The sequence below is a fragment of the Staphylococcus equorum genome (assembly GCF_029531845.1).
Classification (GTDB): Bacteria; Bacillota; Bacilli; order Staphylococcales; family Staphylococcaceae; genus Staphylococcus; species Staphylococcus equorum_C.
Map to the genome: position 1 here is coordinate 135,224 of NZ_JAMBPV010000003.1, position 25,062 is coordinate 160,285.

Annotated in this window: 24 protein-coding genes; 4 read left to right on the forward strand and 20 right to left on the reverse strand. The window is 34.2% G+C overall.

From position 1 onward, the window contains the following. Positions 1-94 precede the first annotated feature (94 nt). From argS to M4L39_RS05410, 12 genes are all read right to left on the reverse strand, one after another. Positions 95-1,762: an arginine--tRNA ligase gene (argS, locus tag M4L39_RS05355; RefSeq protein WP_277581112.1), complete on the reverse strand. Its 1,668-nt coding sequence runs from the start codon at positions 1,760-1,762 to the stop codon at positions 95-97. Continuing rightward, positions 1,762-2,175 (reverse strand): DUF1934 domain-containing protein, encoded by a 414-nt coding sequence (locus M4L39_RS05360; RefSeq protein ID WP_277581113.1) that lies wholly within the window; start codon positions 2,173-2,175, stop codon positions 1,762-1,764. The genes argS and M4L39_RS05360 overlap by 1 nt, the downstream gene beginning before the upstream one ends. A gap of 287 nt (positions 2,176-2,462) precedes the next feature. Then, positions 2,463-2,975, reverse strand: a complete 513-nt coding sequence (locus M4L39_RS05365; RefSeq protein ID WP_277581114.1) for a YwhD family protein — start codon at positions 2,973-2,975, stop codon at positions 2,463-2,465. Positions 2,976-3,132: 157 nt separating this feature from the next. Then, positions 3,133-4,449, reverse strand: a complete 1,317-nt coding sequence (locus M4L39_RS05370; RefSeq protein ID WP_277581115.1) for an HD domain-containing protein — start codon at positions 4,447-4,449, stop codon at positions 3,133-3,135. A gap of 17 nt (positions 4,450-4,466) precedes the next feature. Then, complete coding sequence (locus M4L39_RS05375; protein WP_277581116.1) at positions 4,467-4,946, reverse strand: GNAT family N-acetyltransferase; 480 nt, start codon at positions 4,944-4,946, stop codon at positions 4,467-4,469. Positions 4,947-5,081: 135 nt separating this feature from the next. Then, positions 5,082-5,624 carry a flavodoxin family protein gene (locus M4L39_RS05380; RefSeq protein WP_277581117.1) on the reverse strand — a complete coding sequence of 181 codons (543 nt, stop codon included), beginning with the start codon at positions 5,622-5,624 and terminating at the stop codon, positions 5,082-5,084. Positions 5,625-5,886: 262 nt separating this feature from the next. Then, a complete protein-coding gene (locus tag M4L39_RS05385; protein ID WP_277581118.1) occupies positions 5,887-6,822 on the reverse strand; it encodes an aldo/keto reductase in 936 nt (311 codons plus the stop codon). Positions 6,823-7,279: 457 nt separating this feature from the next. Then, complete coding sequence (locus M4L39_RS05390; RefSeq protein WP_277581119.1) at positions 7,280-7,621, reverse strand: DUF1450 domain-containing protein; 342 nt, start codon at positions 7,619-7,621, stop codon at positions 7,280-7,282. Positions 7,622-7,866: 245 nt separating this feature from the next. Next, on the reverse strand, positions 7,867-8,835 hold the full coding sequence (locus M4L39_RS05395) for a sugar phosphate isomerase/epimerase family protein (RefSeq protein ID WP_277581120.1): 969 nt from the start codon (positions 8,833-8,835) through the stop codon (positions 7,867-7,869). A 30-nt stretch (positions 8,836-8,865) separates the two neighbouring features. After that, entirely contained in the window at positions 8,866-9,903 is a 1,038-nt protein-coding gene (locus tag M4L39_RS05400; RefSeq protein WP_277581250.1) for a Gfo/Idh/MocA family protein, read from the reverse strand. A 28-nt stretch (positions 9,904-9,931) separates the two neighbouring features. After that, on the reverse strand, positions 9,932-10,648 hold the full coding sequence (locus tag M4L39_RS05405; protein ID WP_277581121.1) for a ThuA domain-containing protein: 717 nt from the start codon (positions 10,646-10,648) through the stop codon (positions 9,932-9,934). Between the two features lie 18 nt (positions 10,649-10,666). After that, on the reverse strand, positions 10,667-11,749 hold the full coding sequence (locus M4L39_RS05410; RefSeq protein WP_277581122.1) for a Gfo/Idh/MocA family protein: 1,083 nt from the start codon (positions 11,747-11,749) through the stop codon (positions 10,667-10,669). A gap of 227 nt (positions 11,750-11,976) precedes the next feature. Between M4L39_RS05410 and M4L39_RS05415 the strand changes: the two genes are divergently transcribed. Next, entirely contained in the window at positions 11,977-12,726 is a 750-nt protein-coding gene (locus tag M4L39_RS05415; RefSeq protein ID WP_277581123.1) for a MurR/RpiR family transcriptional regulator, read from the forward strand. Between the two features lie 67 nt (positions 12,727-12,793). Here M4L39_RS05415 and M4L39_RS05420 read toward each other — a convergent pair whose 3' ends face one another. The 6 genes from M4L39_RS05420 to pta all read right to left on the reverse strand — a co-directional run bounded on the left by M4L39_RS05420 (position 12,794) and on the right by pta (position 20,133). Beyond that, a complete protein-coding gene (locus M4L39_RS05420; protein WP_277581124.1) occupies positions 12,794-14,398 on the reverse strand; it encodes an alpha-glucoside-specific PTS transporter subunit IIBC in 1,605 nt (534 codons plus the stop codon). A gap of 314 nt (positions 14,399-14,712) precedes the next feature. Next, on the reverse strand, positions 14,713-15,789 hold the full coding sequence (locus tag M4L39_RS05425) for a phosphomevalonate kinase (RefSeq protein ID WP_277581125.1): 1,077 nt from the start codon (positions 15,787-15,789) through the stop codon (positions 14,713-14,715). Between the two features lie 12 nt (positions 15,790-15,801). Then, the gene (gene mvaD / locus M4L39_RS05430) at positions 15,802-16,785 is read right to left on the reverse strand and encodes a diphosphomevalonate decarboxylase (RefSeq protein ID WP_277581126.1); all 984 of its coding nucleotides are present in this window, start codon (positions 16,783-16,785) and stop codon (positions 15,802-15,804) included. Between the two features lie 5 nt (positions 16,786-16,790). After that, positions 16,791-17,714: a mevalonate kinase gene (gene mvk, locus M4L39_RS05435; RefSeq protein ID WP_277581127.1), complete on the reverse strand. Its 924-nt coding sequence runs from the start codon at positions 17,712-17,714 to the stop codon at positions 16,791-16,793. 596 nt (positions 17,715-18,310) lie between these two features. Next, entirely contained in the window at positions 18,311-19,147 is an 837-nt protein-coding gene (locus M4L39_RS05440; RefSeq protein WP_277581128.1) for a lipoate--protein ligase family protein, read from the reverse strand. After that, the gene (gene pta / locus M4L39_RS05445) at positions 19,147-20,133 is read right to left on the reverse strand and encodes a phosphate acetyltransferase (RefSeq protein WP_277581129.1); all 987 of its coding nucleotides are present in this window, start codon (positions 20,131-20,133) and stop codon (positions 19,147-19,149) included. Before pta ends, M4L39_RS05440 begins: the two co-directional genes overlap by 1 nt. Positions 20,134-20,303: 170 nt before the next feature. Between pta and hemQ the strand changes: the two genes are divergently transcribed. From hemQ to M4L39_RS05460, 3 genes are all read left to right on the forward strand, one after another. Then, a complete protein-coding gene (hemQ, locus tag M4L39_RS05450) occupies positions 20,304-21,053 on the forward strand; it encodes a hydrogen peroxide-dependent heme synthase (protein ID WP_277581130.1) in 750 nt (249 codons plus the stop codon). A 608-nt stretch (positions 21,054-21,661) separates the two neighbouring features. Continuing rightward, on the forward strand, positions 21,662-22,429 hold the full coding sequence (locus M4L39_RS05455; RefSeq protein WP_172457968.1) for a threonine/serine exporter family protein: 768 nt from the start codon (positions 21,662-21,664) through the stop codon (positions 22,427-22,429). 11 nt (positions 22,430-22,440) lie between these two features. Next, positions 22,441-22,893, forward strand: coding sequence for a threonine/serine exporter family protein (locus tag M4L39_RS05460; protein ID WP_277581131.1), 453 nt, complete (start codon positions 22,441-22,443; stop codon positions 22,891-22,893). A gap of 239 nt (positions 22,894-23,132) precedes the next feature. Here the strand turns inward: M4L39_RS05460 and M4L39_RS05465 are convergent, their stop codons facing one another. After that, complete coding sequence (locus M4L39_RS05465) at positions 23,133-24,620, reverse strand: APC family permease (protein WP_277581132.1); 1,488 nt, start codon at positions 24,618-24,620, stop codon at positions 23,133-23,135. A gap of 63 nt (positions 24,621-24,683) precedes the next feature. After that, on the reverse strand, positions 24,684-25,046 hold the full coding sequence (locus tag M4L39_RS05470; RefSeq protein WP_107514541.1) for a DUF423 domain-containing protein: 363 nt from the start codon (positions 25,044-25,046) through the stop codon (positions 24,684-24,686). Positions 25,047-25,062 lie beyond the last annotated feature (16 nt).

Sequence of the window (25,062 nt, forward strand, 5' to 3'; positions counted from 1 at the left end):
ACGATTTGTTGTTGGATAAGTTGATAAACTATCTAATCCATACAAATATATTACTCGCTCTCGTTAATCAAATCTGATCACTTTAGACTTTTACTTACATAGATTCTGGTGCATTAACACCGACTAAATCTAATGCATTATGCATTGTGATTTTGACTGCATTAATAAGCGCAATTAACGCTGCTGTCTTTTCAACATCATCTGTTAATACTTTTTCCGCATTATAAAATTTATGGAAGTGAGAAGCTAACTCTTGAATATAATTCGTAATTCTATGAGGTGCTCTTTGAACTGCTGAACTTTCAATCATTGTTTCGAATTCAGCTATTTTTTTTAATAAATCGATTGCTTTTGCATTTGTGATATATGAATAATCCGCTTCTTTTGAAGGCTTAACCCCTCTTTCTTCAGCTTGTTTCAAAATCGAACAAATACGTGCATGTGCGTACTGTGCATAATACACTGGATTATCTTGAGATTCTTGTTTCGCAAGTTCCATATCAAAGTCAAAATGTGTATCCGGGCTACGCATCGTTAAGAAATAACGCGCAGCATCTACGCCGACTTCATCCATAATTTCACGTAACGTAATTGCATTACCTGTACGTTTACTCATTTTCACTTCTTGTCCATCTTGCATTAAGCGAACCATTTGCATAATTTGGATTTCAAGGCGGTCATTTTCTACACCGAATGTTTCTAACGATGCTTTCAAACGGTTGATATAGCCATGATGATCCGCGCCAAATAAGTTAATTAATACATCATTACCACGTTCTATTTTATCAAAATGATACGCGATATCTGGTAAGAAGTATGTGTAGTTGCCATCTTTCTTGATTAACACTCTATCTTTATCATCTTTGAAATCAGTCGTACGTAACCACGTTGCGCCATCTTGTTCATAAGTATAGCCAAGTGCTGTCATTTTATCTAAGACTTTTTTAATTTCGCCCTTTTCGTATAATGATGTTTCACTGAACCAACTGTCAAAGTGTGTATTGAAATCAGACAAGTCTGTTCTTAATTTTTCCATTTCATAATCGACGCCTAATTGTCTAAACGTTTTTATACGTTCTTCTTCTGAAAGGTCTTTTAACTCAGGCTGTTTATCGGCTAAATCTTTACCAATATTAATGATATCCTTACCATGGTAACCACCCTCTGGCATTTCTAAAGAGTTATCACCAAGTGCTTCAAAATAACGTACTTCAATTGAGCGCGCTAAATTCGTAATTTGATTACCAGCATCGTTGATATAGTATTCTCTTGTTACTTGATAACCTGCTGCTTCTAAGATATTTGACAACGTATCTCCAACTGCTGCATTACGCGCATGTCCAATATGTAGGTCACCCGTTGGATTCGCAGAAACATACTCTACCAAGATACTTTTACCATTGGCTTCTTCAGTATAGCCAAATTTGTCGCCTTTATCCATCGCTTCAGAAATGATTGCAGTTAAATAAGAATTGTCTAAATAAAAATTAATAAAACCAGGACCTGCGATAGCTACTTTTTCTACTTTAGCTTTTGTTGTATCTAAATTATCTACAATAGCCTGCGCAATTTCACGTGGATTGCGCTTTGCTATTTTTGTTAAGACCATCGCAATATTTGTTGAATAGTCACCATTACTTTTATCTTTAGGAATTTCTATTTTTATTTCTGGAATTTCACTCGTATCAGCAAGTTGTGCTTGTTGAATACTGTTATTAATTTCTTCAACCAACGTTTGTTTGACTTGATCAATTATATTCATTATGGTGTCTCCTTATAAGTAATTTCATATTGATAAGATCCCATTTTCTCTTCATCTTGAATTAAATCATAATGTACTTTCAATTTGCCACCATCTGGAGTAACAAAATGTAAAATGGAATGTGTACGTACTGTTAGTGGAATGCGTCCGCCACTAATTTCATATAAAGTAATCGTATCTTCACCTTCAACAAAATGAAGAATCATCTTAATTTCACCGTTGCGAATGATTTTGACACCTGATTTCTCAATTTTCACCGTTACATTTACAGTCACATCATTAATTTCTTCTTGATATCGGATAAATTCAGCATTGCGTTTTTGCCAAAATCCTTGCATATTTTGCGAAAATTTCTCTTTATTATCAAATTGTTCAACAATTTGTTTCGTTTGGATATTAACATTGTTTTCCAATGTGCGTTTCACCCTAATCTTTAAAATAATACAAACTATTATAGCATACTTGAAATGAGCAATACAGTTGCGGAAACAATTTTCAAAACGTTAATTTCACACTAACTGAAAGTGTGGAATTTCTTTTTACACGCATAGTTAACGATAATGTAAAAATAACTGTTTAGATTTTATATCGATACTTACAACTAAGTTGGTTCCATATAATAAAAACAGCCAGAATTTAAACAATTCGGCTGTTTACTTAATCTAAAACAAAAACGTCTTAGATGTTACTTACATTATTTTCACTTAGTATCTAATGCGTCATGCAAAGCTTGCTTAGAATTATTCCACATCTCTATATCATGTGCTTTAAGAAAATCTTTTAACACTTGTTTATTTTGTTCACCAATGTGTTCAATTTCTATTTGACGTTTCATAGATTTATCCATCATGTTGACGTGTTCAGGCATACTTTTATATCCTCTACGAATACTTTTATTCACCATTAAATAACATCCTGTAACACCTGCATAGTACGGACCGTTTTCGCCTCTTTCAGTCGTAACCCAGCACAACCAATACTCTTTGGCATCTTCACCTTCAACGACTTCTTTTTCTTTAATCCATTTAACACCTTTTTCAACACTTGCACGAGCATGCATACCACCGATATCTATAAAGGCTTCCTTATTTTGAACATCAATAAAGACAGGCGCTACGTTATCTAAACTGATTGAACCGATATTCGTACCTTTATGTCCATCTAGTGGATCATTCTTAATGATGTTAAATTTAAAACCTTTGCTTTCAGCCACTAGCAAACACCTCCCATAAAATAAGTTTCATAATTCATTGTTATATCTACACTCTATTTTAAATTCACAATACGCCTCATGTATAGTTAAATGATTTTTAAAAATTGCATCCAAAACGACATTTTAATTGCCAATACTTTTCTAGCATTGGTAAACACTAATTTAATTCGTTTAAAATACTGATAATCGCATTGCTTATATTTTCATCTTCAATTTCGGTAATAAACTCTTTAGGATAATATAATTTATAATCCTCTCTGTTTATGCCAGTAATACTATGAATGATTAATGACTGACTACTAATTTCACGTATTTTACCATTACGTCGCAATAAATGAATAGGCTGTCTATCTGACCCTGGTCTATCATAATCATATGGTAAATCCGAGAACGATTCACTTACAAAATAATAATTCGGATCTATACCTGCTTGTATAAACAAATCGGTTAATTCTGTAATTGTAATAATCGAACCGTCAAACGGCATGTATTTAAATAAATCACGATTAATAAAACGACGAGATAAATCACTTAAGATTGCATCGTCTTCTTTTACCCATGCTTTCAAATAATACAATACCACTGCTTCATCTAAATCCACGTATTGTTCAATTGTCATAGATTCTTCAAAGAACGGTATGAAATCTGTAGGATGCATTTTAAATGTATAACCTTCATTATATAACTGCTTTGCGCGTTTCAAACAATTATTTAGTAACACTTCTCCACCTCGACTTACTGGGTGGAAATAAATTTGCCAATACATTTGATAACGACTCATAATAAAGTTTTCTACTGCGTGCATACCACTTTCTTTAATCAGCACTTCATCTTTAGATGGGCGCATTAATCTTAAGATACGTTCCATATCAAACTGGCCATAAGATACGCCTGTAAAATAAGCATCGCGTTGTAAGTAATCCATTCTATCTGCATCAATTTGTGATGAGATCATAGAAATCACTAATTTATTCTTATGCGTTTTATTAATTACATCTGCAACTTGTTGCGGAAAATCATCTGAGACACGTTTTAATACTTCATTGACTTCAGTTGGCCCCGTAATAATCGCTTGTGTAAATGCTTCGTGATCTGTGTTAAATATTTTTTCGAAACTATGTGAAAATGGCCCATGTCCTAAATCATGTAACAATGCAGCACACAATGCTAAGGGTCTGTCATCATTATTCCAAGCTTCTCTGCCATCAAATGAATCATCAATCAATCTACGTACAATTTCATAAACACCGAGTGAATGCCCAAATCTACTATGTTCCGCTGTATGGAATGATAAGTATAATGTGCCTAACTGCTTAATACGGCGTAAGCGTTGAAATTCTTTCGTCTTGATTAAATCCCAAACCACTTGATCTCTGACATGAATGTACCTATGAATTGGGTCTTTAAAAACTTTTTCTTCAGGTAACTTTTGTGTAGCATAAGTTGTAAATGTCAATGTAGTCCTCCTGTTCATACCCTATACTTTACAGATCATTTTAATGGCTTACGTAACAACGCTAAGTCCATTGCTTCACCGTACATTACATGTGTGTATGAGCGTACTTTTTCAAAACCTTTTTGTTGATAGAACGTCATAGCTTCATCATTTTTATTATCTACTTCTAGATAAACCTCATTATATTCATCTTTAAAATAACTAATGCCTTCAGTCAATAGATTAGAACCATAACCATGGTGTTGCCATGACGGGCTCACATAATGTGCAGACAAGAATAATTCAGTGCCATAAATAAATATAGCGAAGCCAATAATATTTTCGTCTTCTTCAACTACTAAAAACAATTGATCTTCTAAACGTTTAAGTAAATGTTGTTCATTATATGAAGCAGCCAATAATTCATTTACTGTCTTAGCTGCGTAAATATTTAAATACGTATTATACCAAGCTTTTGTTGCTACATCTCTGATGCTGACAACATCTTCTGCAGTTGCTTTTCTTACTTTATGCATGTTGCTCTCCCCCTATTTAGATAGGTAATAATAGCTACATTATAACATAATTTTAGTATTCAAAATACTTTATCTATCTAGATTAAAAATAGTTTGAACAATATAAATTATTTGCCCAAACTATCTTTTATATATTTACTTTTCGCCTAATGTTTGTTGCCATTCTTGCGCACGGTTTAGCGCATAAACGTCCTTCTCAATATCGCCTGGTTTTTCAGCAGTACCAATAATATAACCTGATAACGTTGCACCAATAAATTCCAAGCTATATTTCACTTGTGTGATACATGGTTTCCCTTTAACTTTCGGGAAATCGCCACCAACGATGATTAACCTAAAATCTTTTTTTGCCATTTCTTCTTTGAAATTTTTATAATTTGGATCCATTAATGTTTCAGACCAATGGTCGAAAAATGCTTTTACTGATGCCGATAAACTATACCAATAAACTGGTGAAGCAATAATAATCGTATCACTCGCTAATACTTTATCAATAATCTCTTTATAATCGTCATTATATGATTTTATTATCTTATTATCATGTCTTACATCTCTAACTGGATTTAATTGATATTGTGTTAAATCTATCCATTCGTAGTCGTATCCTGCTATGGCCGTCTTAGTTAAATGAGCAGTATTTCCCTCTGGTCGACTGCCCCCGAATAAAACTGTGATCATAATAATCTCCTTCTACTACTAAATTAATAATATATCTGCTGAACTTTATAATTATACATTTTTTTATTTAGGTAAACTTAATTAATAATCCTACACTAAATATTGTAATTATTAAACAGATAAATGAAAATACATTAATATATTAAACTGTTTGCTTAAAGATATTACTTTTCCATCATGCTATTCATGTATATTATTAGCCTTAAAGTTTATAAATATAAAAAGTAGATAAACGCTACGTGGTTCATCTACTGCAATGTTATTATTCTATTGGAAATAATTGTTCTATTTTATTGATTTCCTCTTTAGTTAATTTGAAATCTATCGCTATTAAATTATCTACAACTTGGTTTGGTCGTTTTGCTCCTGGAATAATCACATCTAATGATGGTTTAGTAAGATAATATGCTAATACAACATGTACTACATCTACTCTATGATTATCAGCAATCATTCTGAGTTGATCTATTTTTTCTAAGTTTTCTTGATATCTTTCACCTTGAAACTCTGGATTTTCAGCACGAATATCATTAAATTTAGTGTTCTCTGTATATTTACCAGCTAAAAGACCCGATACTAATGGGAAATATGGAATAAATGTAATATTATTTTCTGAAGTATATTCAAAAATCGCCTCATTTTTACGATTCAACAAATTATATTCCATTTGAACTACATCCACGTAGCCATCTTTATTCGCTTCTTTCAACTGCTCTAAACTAAAATTCGAAACGCCAATCGCTTTTATTTTGCCTTCATCTTTTAATTCTTTTAAAGCTGCAACAGCTTCATTTTTAGGTGTTGAATCATCTGGAAAATGAATATAATACAAATCTATATAGTCTAATTGTAGACGTTTTAAACTTTGTGCTACTTGCTCTTTTAAGAATTGCGGATCATTAGAGATTTGTACATTCCCGTCTTCATCAAAGTAATGCGCACCTTTTGTAGCTATCGCAAATTCTTCTCTCGTAAATTCTTTCACCGTTTCCCCAACAAGTTCTTCTGAACGTTCTGGTCCATAGATAAACGCCGTATCTAATAAATTAATATCATTTCTAATTGCTGTACGTACAGTTTCTTTCCCTTGTTCTTCATCTAAATTATTATAAAAGTTATGACCACCTACTGCGTTTGTTCCTAAGGCAATGGGTGATACTTTAACATCTGATTTGCCTAATTGTACTTTTTCCGTCAAACTTCTTCAGCTCCTTATATAAAATATGAATTACGTATTTTAAAGTACGCTTTCTATATTTTTCTCGTTAGCCCCGCAATGATATTGTAAATCTATGCACGTCTTAATAAATCAATATCTAAAAATCTAGCGACGCGCATAGAACAATTGAAATTTAATTGTTTCACTAACTTCATAATTTGTATTTACCCTTTTTAGCTCATTTTATGAGTGATTTCATAAAGAAATTGTATTTTTAAACCATTTTATTACTTATATCAACAACTAAAGCAAATATAATACTATCTTTATAAAATTTATCATGATAATTCTAATATATTAAATAAATTGTTTGAGTCAGAACATCACTAATATCCACAAAAAACACATTAAAAAAGGCAGTGCAACTTAAATTCATAAGTCTCACTGCCGTCGATTCGCTTTCAAACTTTCACAACATAAACACTGCATCTATATATTATTTCACACTTTTTCGCTGTGCGAGTTTTTCTTTCAATTTTCTATCTTGTTCTTCCTTACGGCGCTTCCGCATTTCATTACGTTGCCTCAAACGCTCTTCTTCTTCCGGGTCTCTCGGTTTTTGTAACTGTTTCATTACTTTTTCCATGAGTTCTTCCTCTGTTAGTGCAGCGAGTGGACGGTTATTAACAAATGCAAATGTTTTTCGTCTGCCTGGACCACAATAAGACTGACAGCCAATCTCTATTTCAGCTTCAGGGTCTAATTTCGTCAGCTTTTTTTCTAATGATTTACAATCCACGCCCTGACAATCATCACAAATCAGAAACTTATTTTGCAACTACACCCTCACCTTTCTAGTAATATACAGACTCGAAAATCCAATACTTATTTAATATGTATATGTACACGCATTCGCAGTTTATTTTGTATTTACAACTCTAATTATTTTACTCTTTTTAGTAAAAATTTCAAGTTTTTAATTATATCTTTGCCTATTATGACTTGATTCAAGTTGTCTTATAAATAAAAAGTGAACTTAGTATATGCTTACTTGTTCGCATACTAAGTTCACTTCATCAACTTCTAAGTCCACCATAAATCTGGTGCAGGGTTTTCTATATTAACCGATTTCAAGTTATTTACTGCTTTTGTAAAGCCTTCTTCAATCGACATGATTGGATCTTCATGTTCGATACTCACGACATAATCATAGCCATTGATTCTTAATGCACTAATGATTTCTCCCCATACTTGAGGGTTATGACCGTATCCTACAGTTCTAAATGTCCAGGCACGTGTTTGTACATTGGCATAAGGTTGCATATCTGTTAGACCGTACATATTTACGTTTTCTTGATCAATGTATGTATCTTTAGCGTGGAAATGGTGAATTGCATTTTCGCGACCTAAAATTTTAATCGCTGCTACTGGATCAATACCTTGCCACCACAAATGACTAGGATCCAAGTTAGCGCCAATCGTATCATTTGTTGCTGCTCTTAATTTCAATAAAGTATAAGGTGTATGTACTAAAAAGCCTGCGTGTAGTTCAATCGCAATTTTGATACCTTGTTCTTTTGCGTAGTGCGCTGCCTTTTTCCAATATGGAATCAGTTTTTCTTCCCATTGCCATTCCAATATTTCAGAATAGGCTGTTGGCCATGGTGTTACAGGCCAATTGGGATATTTTGCTGATTCATCTGATCCAGCTACACCTGAAAAAGTATTAACCACTGGCACATTTAATAACGCAGCTAATTTTATTGTTTTAAACAAAGTATCATGCGCTTCTTGTGCATTATCTTGATTTGGTGAAATTGGATTATTGTGACAGCTTAAAGCACTTATACCTAAACCACGGTGATGAATTTTTTCTAAATATTCACCTCTTTTACTTTTATCTTCTAATAATTCATCTAAAGGGCAAAATTGATTACCCGGATTACCTCCTGTACCTAATTCAATCATGTCAACACCTGCATCGGCTACATAGTCCAACATTTCTTCAAAATTCTTATCTTGAAATAATACAGAGAATACACCAATTTTCATAAATTAAACCCTCCTCAAAATTTTATAACGCTACAATCGAATACTATGTCCTTCTGTGCTACTTTGATATATTGCGTCTATTAATATATTAATTTTTTGCGCTTGTTCAGGTCGTACGACTAGCATTTCATGTCCTAGACAACTGTTCACAAAATTAAGTGCTTGTCTCTGAGCTGCAATTTCTTCATCATGCGCTGCATCAGCTTGTTCTGTAAAAAATGTGCCAAACCGTGGTTGGTAAATTTCAAAAGGATATAAACTTATGCCACCGTCCACACCTGAAATGCTTATATGTTTTGTATCTTCTTTAATATTTGCTGACCAGGAACATTCAAATTGCATCGTTGAATTATCTTCAAAAGTAATAAAACTCGTGACATGATCGTCTACATCAAACGTTTCATGATCAAATTCTCCCCAGTCATTAATTTGGTTTGGTGTTTTACTTAGCCTGTTATATGTTTTGCCTATCACTTCAACTGGTTCAACATCTTTTAATAACCATAATGATAAATCTAACAAGTGGCATCCATAATCAATCAGGCTTCCACCGCCCTGTAATGTTTTATTCGTAAATACACCCCACCCTGGCACTTTTCTTCTTCGTAAAGCTTGTACACGTGTAACAAGCGCATCACCAACGACTCCTTCATCCACGGCATTTTTTGCGGTAATCGCAGCATCCGTAAACCGATAGTGATAGCCTATCGCCAATAATTTGTCAGCATGCTTAGCAGCTTTAACCATCGATTCACATTCTAATTGATCCATCGCCATCGGTTTTTCACAAAACACATGAACACCCGCTTCTAAAGCAGCAATACTGATTTCTGCATGGAATTTATTCGGCGTGCAAATAGCTACGGCATCAATCTTTTCAAACATATCTTCATAATTTTCAAACACTGTATCAATTGCAAATTTATCCGCTACCGTTTGTGCTAATGTTTGATTGACGTCTTGCACTCCCACAATTTCAGCAAGATGACTTAAACTTTGAAATGCTGGTATATGTCTGCCTTGCGCGATACCGCCACAACCAATAATACCGATTCTCAATTTTTCCATATTCTCCATAGTAATCAAACTCCCAACCCTATTTTTTGTTTATTTTTTCTAATGGTTGAGCATTGCCATACTGATGTTTCGGCGTATTGGTATTGTATGCCCATTTCACACCATTTTTGATCACTTGTTGGATGTTGGCATTATAATATGTCGGGTAACTTTCATGACCTGGTCTGAAATAGAATATTTTGCCATTACCTCTTTTAAAAGTGGCTCCACTTCTAAAGACTTCTCCACCTTCAAACCAACTAATAAACACGGTTTCATCAGGTGCTGGAATATCAAAATGTTCTCCATACATTTCTTCTTTCTCTAATTCAAAATATGAATCTAAGCCTTCAGTAATCGGATGTGTAGGATCAACTACCCATAACCTTTCTTTTTCATCTGCCTCTCTCCATTTAAGATCACAAGTGGTGCCCATTAAGTTTTTGAAAATTTTCGAGAAATGTCCAGAATGTAGCACTACAAGTCCCATGCCATCTAAGACACGTTGTTTCACTTTTTCTACAATGACATCATCGACTTCATCATGTGCTTTATGTCCCCACCAAATTAATACATCTGTGTTTGTTAATACATCATCTGTCAGGCCATGTTCAGGTTCGTCTAGTATTGCGGTTTTAACTTGGTGTTCGTTCTCTAAAAAAGAGGCTAGTGCTTTATGGATACCTTCTGGATAAACTTTTTTTACTTCAGCGCTTTCTTGTTCATGACGAAATTCATTCCAAATTGTAATATTCAATAGTAAAATCCCCTTTGATTAATTATTATTTAGATATACCGCTTTTCCTGTTTTTGCAGATTCATATATCGCTTCTAAAACTTGAGTCACTATAAATGCTTCTTTGGGTTTTACGACAGGTTCAGTATCATGAATAATATTATCTATCCAAGCACGTGCTTCTTCTTCAGCTTCATCGATTTTTTCACTTTCATAAAAATCAACGCCTGCATTGTCCACTTCAATTTGAGATGTATATAAAGTGCCAAATGATTCACCATGGACTCGCAAACCATCTTTCATGTCGGCACCACCATGAGTACCTGACAGTGCACATTTCGCTTCGTCTACGTCTAATGAATTAAGTGCCCAACTAGATTCTAAGATGATGGTTGCGCCGTTACGCATCTTAATAAATCCAAATGCTGAGTCTTCAACTGTAAATTTATCTGGATCCCATGGCCCCCACGCATTGGCCGCATTTTCTTGTTTACCTAATTTATGGAAGGTAGATCCCATAACAGACTCAGGCTCATAATTATCCATCATCCATAATGTTAAATCCAAAGCATGTGTACCAATATCAATTAATGGCCCGCCCCCTTGCTGCTCTTCATCTAGGAACACACCCCATGTAGGTACAGCACGTCGACGAATTGCTTGTGCTTTACTGTAATAAATATCTCCTAAGTCTCCACGTTGCGTTACTTTTCGTAAATGTTGACTATCAGCTCTAAATCTATTTTGGTAACCGATCGTTAATTTTTTATTATTGCGCTCCGCAGCCTCAATCATTTCTCGCGCTTCCGCTGATGTTTTAGCCATTGGTTTCTCACACATCACATGTTTGCCAGCATTTAATGCTGCGACTGTAATATCTTTATGTGTATTGTTAGGCGTGCACACATGTATTACTTCTATAGATTTATCTTCGAGTAATTGTTTGTAATCTTCATATATTGCAGCATTGCTTATTCCGTATGTTGCCGCTGCAGATTCAGCTTTCTCTATATCTATATCGCAAAAAGCGACCATAGTTGCTTCTGGAATTTTTTCTAAACTTGGTAAATGCTTACCATTCGCTATGCCGCCGCATCCAATTATTCCAATTTTCACATTCATAGACTCATCCCTTTATATTAGATTTATTCACTTTTAAAGTAAACGCTTACAAAATATCACATTTAATTTAACCTTTATTACATTTAAAAGCTTAATACTTAATTTCATATTAAAATACAATGCTACAAATACCAATAAATTTGACGTATTTAGATTTTATATATTAACATTAGAATATATTTTCAAATTTCGGAAAATTTTCCAATGAATAGGTGGAATCCGCACATATGGTACTTGATCATCTTATAAATAAATACTTTGAACAATTAACTGAAAATGATTTACATATCATCAATATCATACGTCAAAACATGGATGACATGTCAGCTATGAAAATTCATGATTTAAGTAAACTGACGCATACTTCCATCTCAACGATTCATAGACTTGTTAAAAAGATGGGCTTTGAAGGCTATAGCAACTTTAAATTTTACTTAAAAATGGAAAATAGCACGCAACCATCACATTTAGCAAATACTGACCCGATTGTCGAAGATGTGCAAAGAACTGTAGAACACCTTGAAATGTTCGACTATAAACTTTTAAACCGTTTATTAGAAGCTGCACCTTTCGTCTATATCTTCGGCACAGGCATGGCCCAACAAAATGTGGCGCGGGAAGCCCAGCGTCATATGCTTTCTATCTCTAAACGCTCTATTGTAGTTAATGATGAAAATGAACTGCGCTTAGCTATAGATCAAATGTCACCAGAAGATTTACTTTTCATCATCTCGTTATCTGGTGAAACAAAAAATTTAAAAGAACCTATTCAACTCATTAAATCACGTGAACTGCATTACGTCTCTATCACTACTTTACATGACAACTATATTGCGAAAAATGCGGCCTTCAATATTTATGTCAACAGCGCTCCGCTGCAATTTTTTAATAATACGGAATATTATAGCTTCACTCCATATTATGTTGTTTTTGATTTTATTGCTAGAACCTATCACAACTATAAAATTTCAAAATAATGCTATGAATCATATGATGTAAAACAATGATACTGCCTTGTTTTACATCATAGTTGGTTTTACAGTTTTATTCTTCGTGTTTAATAATTTGCTCTGCCGCTTCTCTCACTTGTGGAACTGAAAGACCTACGATGACTTGCACGTTTTTACCGCTTTTCACGAGACCATGCGCACCACCTACTGTTTTAAAATAGCCATCTTCTTCAACCTTTTCAGGATCTTTAACAGTCACTCGTAATCTTGTGGCACAGTTTGTTATATCAGCAATATTTTCAGTACCACCTAAACCTTCTAAATAAATCGCAGCTTTTGTTTCATATTCATTTTTATCACTATTTTTTTTATTTTTATTTTCTTTATAATCACTCTTCGTATAGAGCTTAGTATCTTTATCATCGTCTTTCTCTCTACCTGGCATAGGTATATCCATTTTTAGGATGATAAATCTGAATAGATAATAATAAACGAATATGAATATAATACCTATAATAAATTGGGCGACATACGTTCCCCAGTGAGAACCAAACAGCGGAATCCAATTGGTTGCTGCAATTTCAATGAAGCCACCACCTAAATTACCTACGAGACCAAACCCATGCATAATTGTTACCATTGTTGCTCCAAGTATAGCGTGGATTAAAAATAGGAACGGTGCTATAAAGATAAACGTAAATTCTAAAGGTTCTGTGATACCTGCAAACACAGCTGTTAAAGTAGCCGCTAGTAATAATGCCCCAACTTCTTTCTTTTTATGTGCTTTTGCTGTTGAATATATCGCAAGTGCTATACCAATTGAACCGAACATTTTAATATTACCTTGTAATAAAAATCCACCCCCTGGAAAAATTTCTTTTAGCGGTTTTGTTGTTTGCGAATACTCAGTTAAATGAGAAATCCAATATGATTTTATACCACCATCGACCACTGCCGGCCCATATTCAAATGGTGTGTATATGAAATGATGTAGCCCTGTCGGAATTAAAATTCGTTCTAAAAAGTGGAAGAGCCATACGCCCACATAACTTGATGAAGCTAAAAATACTTGTAACGAAGCAATCCATCCTTGAACAATAGGCCATCCCCAACTTGTTAAAAAAGCTAAAGGTATCATAGCAAAGAATGAAATCATGACAACAAACGGTGAACCTTGAAAAATGCCTAATGATTCTGGCAACTTCTTATCATAATATCGATTATGTAACCAAATCGCGATGCCTGAGATGATCAACGCACCGATAATATTTGTATCTAACGTTTTAATACCTGCGAGTTCAGTAATACCTGTGACTTCTCCTACATCACCCTTAAAGTCCACGCCAAAAGCAGGTCCCCATGTTGTTAATATGCTATTTATAAAATAATTAAACATCATATAAGTTACTACCGAAGACATTACTGCATGACCAGCTGATTTTTTAGCTAGTGATATAGGTAATCCGATAACGAAAATAAGTTCTATATTTTCAAATACGGTCCACCCACCATTTTCAATTAATGACCATATTTGAAACCATAAACCATTAGGATCAGCCAGCTGACCCATAATCGCTTCATTTTTAAACAGTGTAGCTATGCCAATAATAATCCCGAAAAATGGAAATAATAATACTGGAACAATCATTGCACCACCAAATCTACGAATTGCATCTCCAAACTTACGTCCGAAATTCATAATAATCACCTTTCTATCACCGCACTATTGTAAGCGCTTTCTTATGATGATAGTATGCTTTAATTCCAATGAGTTCAATAACATTCGTACATTTAGACAATTCATTTCTACAACTGAATTTATTTCCATTAAGAGGTAAATTTTCCATTGAGTTATTTAGATGTATTCAGATTAACGACAACGTATTATGTTTTGCTTATCAGTGTCTTAGGATTTAGTTGCTTCATAGTTTACTTTTATTCAATTTCAGCAAAATAAAAAACAGTAGTGAGTGGGACATATATTTATGCCTCAGCTTCATACTGTTCATTTTATTATTGACCGTGGTATATATTAAACTCCAAAGGTTTCACTTCATTTTCTAGCCATTCACCGTAAATACGTTGTTTATTAACGCCTTTATTAATTATCGTTATGCCACAATCTCCACCGCCTGCACCTGATGTTTTGGCAGCGCCGCCATATTTTTCAGCTATAGAACACAACACTTTCAAATGGGCAGTTTCAATATCAACTGTCGCTTCTTTATCCATAGATTGAATAATCTCACGGTTGATACGAATCATTTGTTGCACGCCTTTAATATGATTCGTTTTAAAAGCATGTATCAACTTCTCAACACATAAATGAGAGCGTTCTAAGAATTTACCGTAAAAGGTAGGATCTGATTTCAAGCGTTTTACTTCACTCACTAAATGGTGTGATGAAGCTGGTGACCCAGTCCAGCCTATAAGCACTTCCATATTTTCTGGTGGCTGTAATGGTTCGATATGAAGGCCAGGCCAGTTTTTATTCAATACATCATTGACTGACGTATCTTCAATTTGCTGTGATACCCATTCATGATCAAATGTACTATAAGCCAACCAGCCAGTATAAACACTGACAGCAATATCACCACAAGAACTTAAGCTTTGTAATTTCATATTTGCAATAACTGCAAGTTTATAAATATATAAATTAGATAAATGCGTACCATAAAATTCATTCAAAGCTTTAACAACTGATACCAAGACAGCTGCACTAGAACCTAAACCATATTTATGCCCATTTGTATCGTCTAAATTACTATCAATTGTTAAATTGAAATGTTTTAAAGGCATATTATTACTTCTTACAAATTGTTCAAAGATTTCAATTGCTGTGATGACATACTTCAATTGTTTCGCAGCATTTAAATCTGAAAGTACAATTTTATCTTCACGTCTTTGAAATGTGACTGGTTCATGATGTAAGGTCTTAGAATGTATCGTGCCCTGTGGCGCATTTGAATCTTCAATAGAAGCAGTTACAAAGCGATCTACTGCGATTAATATTGATTTATACCCAGGTTCAACAACTGCGTATTCACCTGCAATATATAGCTTCCCTGGTGCTTTAACTTGAATCATTTTATCTCTTCCTTACTCAATAATTTCTACACCTGTACGTGTAATGTCACTCGCAATAATTTGTTCTTCTTTAAACGATTTATGTAATGCATCAACAACCGCTTGTTTATTTTTCTTTTCTACTAAAATTTTAACATTTGGGCCAGCATCCATCGTAAAGTAACAAGGATGACCCGCCTTACGACATTGGTCTACGATGTCCATCACTAAATAACTGTCGTCGACCATATAAGTGAATGGAGGTTGTGCACCTAAGTTTGTTGCATGCATGCGTAAACCATTGGCTTCAATCACTTCACCTAAGTGTTTAAAGTCTTTTTGATTTATTGCATGCTTAACTGACGCTATGTCCTCATCCACATGGTCTAACCAATATTGATAGAAACGTGATGTATCACGTGTAAGTGACATACCGGCACGACTCGAAACTTTTTTCGATTTATTATTAATGACTACAAATATCATTGCTAAATCATCTTCCCAATTATCTGCTTCAACAGGAAAACTGTATGATGTCTCATCATCATATCCTTTTTCCCATTCTACAAAACCGCCATAGATACTTCTAGAAGCTGAACCTGACCCTCTACGTGCCAATCTAGATAACGCTTTGCCTGTTAACCCAAGATTTAAAGCTGCATCACAAGCTGCTGCTAATGCCGCATAAGCACTCGCTGAAGACGCTAACCCTGCCGCTGTAGGAACATAATTATCACTTTCAATATATGCGTACATTGAGGTTTGACTTAATTCTCGGAACACATCCATAAAACGGCGTATCTTAGCCGCTTCTGCGTCATTTACTGCTTGACCATTCAAAATAAGCGTATCTTTAGTATAGCGCTCATCAAATGTAACTTTAGTTTCAGTATAAAAGCGATCTAATGTTACAGACAAACTATTATTCATCGGGATAATATAAGTTTCATCAGCTTTACCCCAATATTTTATTAGCGCGATATTTGTATGTGCACGTGCTTTACCACTATTAACCAACGTCCTTAACCTCCTAAATATTCAATCCATGTGTGATGTGCACCTAAGTCTTGCGCACTTCCAACAATTTTCTCAGCCACTTCTAAGGTTGAAGCAAGTACAATCATACTACCGCCACGACCGCCGCCAGTTAATTTTCCAGCAATAGCGCCTTGTTGTTCACTTGCCTCAAGTAATGTTTCAATTTTATCATGACTAACCGTTAATGTACGTAAGCTTTCTTGACACAAATTAAAGATAGAGGCTAATTTCTCGAAGTTATGATGCTCTATAGAGTCACTTGCTTCGTATACAAGTTGACCAATATGTTTCACATGTTCTAAGTACTCGCTATCTGCTTCACATAAATTATGTACGTCTTCTACTGCTTTTTTTGTAGAGCCAAGCACGCCTGTGTCAATAACAACCATGTAACCATTCAATTCTAATGGTTTTAGTGTTGTTACTTTTCCTTGCTTAAACCATACTGGTTTATTCGATACAATCGTTTGTGTATCAACACCACTTGGTTTACCATGTGCGATACGTTCTGCCCAATTGGCTTCTTCTATCAACAGCTCATCAGATAATGGTTTGTTGAGGTAATCGAAACTTGCACGCACAAAAGCAACCGCCATTGCAGCACTTGAGCCTAGTCCTCTAGATGGTGGTAAGTTTGTATCAATCGAAACTTTTACAGGCGTTTGGATTTCGTATTTTTCTACAAAACGAGTTATCACTGCCTTTAAATGTTCAGGCGCATTAACTAACTCACCTTCATATACATCACTTTTAATACATGAAGAAAGAGGTTCTTCTATAGATTCTATTTTCGCTCTCACTTTCCCGGTCGTAAATGGAATCGCAATTGCTGGCTCGCCAAATGTAACAGCATGTTCGCCAATTAATATTACTTTTCCATTCGCTTCCCCATATCCTTGTTGTGTCATATTCTCAATCACCTTTAGTATTTTCTTTAGTTTTATATTTTAAGTACGCTACACATTACAGACCACACTGATTTTAATCATTTCAGAACACCACAATTAATTTCCCTTGAAATTTCCCAGGAAATTCCGTGTTTTAAGTCTCGTTGTTAGCGAATCTAATATGTCTTTTATCATAATTAATTTGAAAAGACTGCTCGTATTCTATAGGAAAATACTCAACCTTAACTAATTTTACACACATTATTATACATTATCTCATAAATTTTATATTATGCCATACAACTCTAGTCATAGTTACTTTGTTTGTTTTTAATTAAATAACAGAAAATGTCCTTTCAAAAGTTAATACCTGCTACTAATTATAATCAATACTTTTCCATTATAAAACTCTATAGCCTTATATTCAAAAAGTTAACATGATTTTACGTAATTTTATTTAAAACACTTAGTTTTAAGCTACACTTTTCCTATATTACTTATTTAGTTTCTATAATTCAACAATTAGCAAGATTTATATCAATAATTATTATAATAATTAAAAAAGACCAGAGCCGTTACTTTAATAAAAAAGTACCGTTTCTGGTCTTAATAATTGTTTAATCCATTGTTTGATTGATCTTGGCGTTACGTTCAATCATTTTTTCAAAATAACCTTCATAGCGTTGCCATTCATCATCTGTTATAGGTTCCATATTTAATCGTCCGCCTAAATCTTTAAGGGCGTATAATAATTTAAACATTACGTCTTGAACAGTAATTGTTTTACCTAATAACGACTCTAATGACGCCATGCATTGTGGGTCTATATTTGGATAAGTAAATTTTGTTTCTGCGTCCTTTAATGCGCGTTTATAAAAAGATTTCATCATATCAGCGCGTTCACTGCCATCACCTTCTACACAAAGATATACTTGTACAGCAATGCCGCCACGCACCCGTCTTTGTGAAATGCCCGCAAATTTCCGACCATTAATACTTAAATCAAATTTTCCTGGACAATATGAACGTTCAATTTCATGAGTTTCAATCTCTACGTCTTCATCTTCAAGCATTTTCGAAACCAATAAATACATCACTGTAAAAGCTTCATCTATTGTAATGTCATGTTTACCTTTAAAGAGGAGAGAAATATTGAGTATACCTTGATCTAAGACTACACCCAGGCCACCTGAATTTCTAACAATCGCATTATAGCCACGTTCTTCAGTAAGATAACGAATGCCGTCTTGTAAAAAAGGCAGACGTGAATCATGTATACCTAAAATGACTGTATGTTGATGTATCCAAGTACGTACAACATTACATGATAAATCTTTTCCAACACTTTCTGAAAATGTATCATCGAATGCAAATGATTGCATAGGCGCTAACCCAGAAGAATGGTCAATATAACGCCAATCTATAGCATTAAAATATTTGTTTGCTAAATCCATTATTGTAATGTTTGCGCAGCAGTAATGATTGATAAGTTATACACGTCTTCTGTTGAACAACCACGAGATAAATCATTCACTGGAGAATTAAGTCCTTGTAGTACTGGACCTACTGCATCAAAACCGCCTAAACGTTGTGCAATTTTGTATCCAATATTACCCGCTTCTAAACTTGGGAAGATAAATACATTAGCATTACCTTGTATTTTTGCGTCTGGTGCTTTTTTCTTAGCAACTTCTGGTACTATTGCTGCGTCAAATTGGAATTCACCATCTACAACAACATCTTCAATATTGTCAGCTTCAATTTTCTCTTGAGCTAAGTTCACTGCGTTTGCAACTTTTTCAACATCGTCTGATTTTGCAGAACCTTTTGTTGAAAAACTTAACATTGCTACACGAGGTGTCATGTCAAAGCTTTTAGCAGTTTTTGCACTCTCTACAGCAATTTCAGCTAAGTCTTGTGCTTCAAGTGTTGGATTGATTGCGCAATCGCCGAAGATATATTGTTCTTCTCCTTTAATCATAAAGAAAACGCCAGATGTTTTTGAAACACCAGGTTTCGTTTTAATAATTTGTAATGCTGGGCGAACTGTATCGCCTGTAGAATGTGCTGCACCGCTGACTAGCCCTTCAGCTTTACCAGTATAAACAAGCATTGTACCAAAGTAGTTTACATTTTTTAGCATTTCTTGCGCTTGTTCTTCAGTCGCTTTACCTTTACGGCGTTCAACGAAAGCAGTTACTAACTCTTGTTTCAATTCACTTGTTTCTGGATCGATAATTTCAATGTTAGTAATATCTAATCCTTTATCGTTAGCTAAAGCCTTCACATTAGCTTCATTACCTAATACTACTGGTGTAACATATTCTGTGTTTTGTAATTGTGTTGCTGCTGTTAATACGCGTTCATCTTCACCCTCAGGTAATACGATTCTCACATTTTTTCCTGAAAGTTTTTCTTGTAATACATCTAATAAAGACATAGGAGCCTCCTCGAAATTTAAATCTATTTATTTACACTATATAGTATACGTTATTTTTTTATAGAATTCCATGTCACCAATTTGTAATCATTTACTTATGTTTTAACACTGCCTTTATGGTAGAATTTTATAGTGAAGACATAGAAATTTTCACAAAGGAGCGATTTACAATGCCACAAGTACCAGAAACATTAGACGGTTGGTATAGTTTACATTTATTATATGCTATTGATTGGACTACTTTACGTTTAGTTCCAGAGGAAGAACGTCAATCTCTCGTGGAAGAGTTACAATCGTTTTTAGATAAGCACGAAGAAGCACGTACAAATAATGCAGGAGATCATGCATTTTATAATATTAATGGTCAAAAAGCAGACCTTCTTTTATGGGTATTACGTCCAGAAATGAAAGATTTAAATGCTTTTGAAAATGAATTTAATAAATTAAAAATTACAGATTTCTTAATCCCAACATATTCATATGTTTCTATCATAGAATTAGGTAATTATCTTGCAGGAAAATCTGATGAAGATCCATATGAAAACCCTCATATTAAACCAAGATTATTCCCAGAATTACCTCGTACTGAATATATCTGTTTCTATCCAATGGATAAACGTCGTGGTGAAACATATAACTGGTATATGTTACCACTTGAAGACAGAAAGAAACTTATGCATGATCACGGCATGATTGGCCGCCAATATGCAGGTAAAATCAAACAATTCATCACTGGATCTGTTGGTTTTGACGATCATGAATGGGGCGTTACACTTTTTGCAGAAGACCCACTTCAATTCAAAAAAATTGTTTATGAAATGAGATTTGATGAAACGACTGCACGCTATGGAGACTTTGGTAGTTTCTTCGTAGGTAATATCATCACAAAAGAAGTCTTACAAAATCTATTTTCAATATAAAATACAATGAACGATTTCCTTCATATTAATGGAATTATTTAAGACTGTCGGCAAAGTACCCAACTTTGTCGGCATTTTTTCATTTGCCTAACTCGCTCTAGCTTTCAACCCGTTGCTACTTATGGTTCACAAGCTTACGCTTGCATAACTCGCTCTAGCTTTCAACCCGTTGCTACTTATGGTTCACAAGCTTACGCTTGCATAACTCGCTCTAGCTTTCAACCCGTTGAAAGCAGAGCGAGTAAAAAGGCACACTTGCTATTGAACAAGTGTGCCTGAGTCTGTGTAGTGTGTTTGGGAGAACTTTAATCACTACTTAATTTAATATTAACTGTTTAATATTGTCGCTACTCAATATTTGTCTGAAACAGTTAACTAATATTATTTTAGCCTATTTGCGAAATCCGAAACATATTTAAATTACTTAAATTGTATAAAATGTTATATTTTAAAATTTATAAAGCGCATAAGTTAGTTTCTGATTCTTCTAACAATTTCTAGGAGTAAAGTGTTACAATAAAAATTATTAACTCAATAACTTATTCTTATGCTATGAATACAAAAACATAGTTTTAGTTAAATACTTCATTATTGGTGATTAAATGACAATATACAATCAAACAGTTGAAAGTTATGATGAAAGAATGGCGAAAGATGTCATATTGCTCGCAGGACGCATCCTGTTAGAATCTGGTGCAGAAGGCTCCCGAGTTGAAGATACAATGACTCGGATTGCAACTACGTTAGGTTATCCAGAGAGCAATAGTTTCGTAACAAATACAGTTATCAACTTCATGTTACATAACGAGTCTTATCCTAGAATCTTCAGAATTAAAACGCGAGATACGAATCTTCATCGCATATCAAGAACAAATGGTATATCTAGGCGGCTTGCTTTAGGTGACATTTCACTTGAAGATGCCTTTCAAGAACTGCAAAAAATATATCATGAACAGAGCATCAACCATGATCTGATTTTTAAATTTATTGCTGCCGCGATAATCGCAGCGAGTTTTTTATATCTTCAAGGTGGTATCTTAACAGATGTACTTACTGCCATTTTGGCTGGGTCCTTTGGCTTCATTGTTGTAGAAACGCTTCAACGGAAACTACATGCCCAATTTATCCCAGAATTTATGGGCGCAATTGTCATCGGTCTCATAACTGTTTCAGGACATCATTTAATACCCGGTGGTTCGATATCTACTATCATAATAGCTTCAGTAATGCCTATCGTGCCTGGTGTATTAATCACGAACGCCATTCAAGATTTATTCGCTGGCCATATGTTACTGTTTACCACTAAATCATTAGAAGCTCTAGTGACTGCTTTTGGCATAGGCGCCGGTGTTGGTACCATACTCATTATTTTTTAGGAGCAATGTCTATGTTTTGGATTTTAAATTTAATATTTAGTTATACTGCTTCCCTTTTCTTTGGTGTGATATTTGATGTGCCAAAACGCCTATACAACACAGTTGGTATTGTAGGTGCATGTGGATGGATGTTTTATATTTTATTTTATGAAGGTTTTCATTTCCATACTATATATTCTAGTTTCTTTGGAAGTATTGCGTTAGGTATGTTAAGTCACATGATGGCCCGTTATAAAAAGGAACCTGTAATTATTTTTATGGTTCCAGGTATCATCCCACTCGTGCCTGGTGGACTTGCATTCGATGCAACAAAAAACTTAATTCTATTAGAGTTTAGTAAAGCAATTAATACAATGTTGGAAGTAACTTTAATTGCTGGTGCTATCGCTTTAGGATTACTCTTTGCAGATCAAATATCGAAGCTTATTGTGTCTGGTACGAAAATAGGTAAAAAAAGAATTTAAAGCGTATGATTCTAAATCAAAAACCTGAGAAAAATCATTGTTACGAATGATTTTTCTCAGGTTTTTTGTTACACACATTTTCTATAATGGTCTAAGCGCCTAACAATAAAGCCCTTCATATAGAGACACTTTTAACGTATCTCTATTGAAGGGCATTTATGAAAATCTATAATCCAAGTTTAAACCTTAAAAATTATATAATTTTACATGAAAATAACATGATTATTATTAAAAAATAACTAGTTGTTCGCTTTATCTGATTTATTTTTATTAATTAAATCTACTATTTCATCTTCTGATTGATTTAATATAAGTTTACTTAATCTGTCATTATCCATATTTTTCAGTTTTGGATAACGTACAACAAAGAAGATTAAACCAATGATTAACCAACCGCCCAATGCGATATACGATGGTGTTGAAAGTGCTGCTGGTGACCCAGGGACTAACAATAACAGTAAGAACACAAATGAAACGATTGAACCTAATATCGCAAAAACTTTGTATACAGGTCCATATGTGTTACTTGATTTATCAAAACTAAAAAGTCTTGCTGCGGATAAACATGTAATAAGATAAGCAATTGATACACCTGTTGAAGACATATCAACAATCCATGTTAATGCAGTACGACCTAGCCATGGTGCGATTAATGTAATGGAAACTAAAAAGAAAATTGCAATATAAGGTGTCTTATATTTTTTATGCAATTTACTAAATACGGAAGGCATAATGCCTGAACGTCCCATTGAGAATAATAAACGGCTTGAACTCATCAAGAAACCATTTAAACCAGTGAATATCCCCATCATAATTGCAATTGCTAACACTGCTAAACCAATGTAACCAAATGCTTCTTGTGTCACAGCACCTGTTAACCATAAATTACCGTTTAAACTTGTTGATGAACTACTTAACCAACTTGTGTATAAAATCATTAATACATAAGTAAATGCTGCGGCAAGTAAACTATAAACGATTAATTTAAACGTTTTGTTCGGTGCAAAATCAAATTCTTCTGCTGTTTGAGGAATATTATCAAATCCAACATATGCCCATGGCGCTACTGCTACAATCATAATAATGGATGTGAACCAACCCTCTTTTTCATTAGTTAACGGCTGTAAATTTTCAAAAGAGAAATTATTCCCGAAGAATGAACCGAAAAATAGTAATAAGATTGTTATAACCATTGCTACACAGAAATAAAATTGTAGAGACCCTGATACACTTGCACCTTTAATTGCTATAAACATAAAGACAATTAATAATAACGATGCGATAAGAATCTCAGTTATATAAACATCCCATCCTGCTATGGTATATAACTTACCAGTTTCTAATATATCTGGTAGTAAGAACTTAATTAATAAACTAAATGCTGTTGCGTTTAAAGCTACAACACATATATATCCAAAAGTTAAAAACCAGGATGAGAAGAAACTGACGTACCTTCCAAATCCTAAAAAACTAAATGCAAAAGCTCCACCTGAAACTGGAAAACGTTCAACTAAAGCACCATAACTTACTGCAATCAGTATCATTAATAATGCACCAATTACAATACCTATCGCTGCAGATATAGGTCCTGATTGACCAATCCAGTCACCAGGTAGGATAAATGCGCCCCAACCTATACATGAACCATAGGCAATAGCCCATACAAATTTTTCAGATAAGTTTTGTTTTAAATCTCCTCTATCTACTGCCTTATCATTTTGACTCATAAATAAAATTCACCTCATGGACTGTATTATACCCACAAGATGAATTCTATAACAATTAAAATTTTATAATTTAAATGTTCCGATAATTAGCATTAACCAACCTACTATGAATAAAACCCCACCGATTGGCGTAATCGCGCCAAGGATACGAATTTGAGTTAATGCCAAAATGTATAATGAGCCACTGAAAAAGACGATACCGAAGAACATCAACCAGCCAGCCCAATTCACATTAATTGAAGTTGTACCACTGATTATACCAAGCGCGAGTAAGCCTAGACCATGGTACATTTGGTAAGTCGTTGCCTTTTCCCATACTGACAAATATTTTGCTGATAGTTTATTTTCTAAGCCATGTGCACCAAATGCGCCAGTTCCTACTGCCATCATTGTGTTCAATGCACCTAATATAATAAATACTTTCATCATGCTATTTACTTCC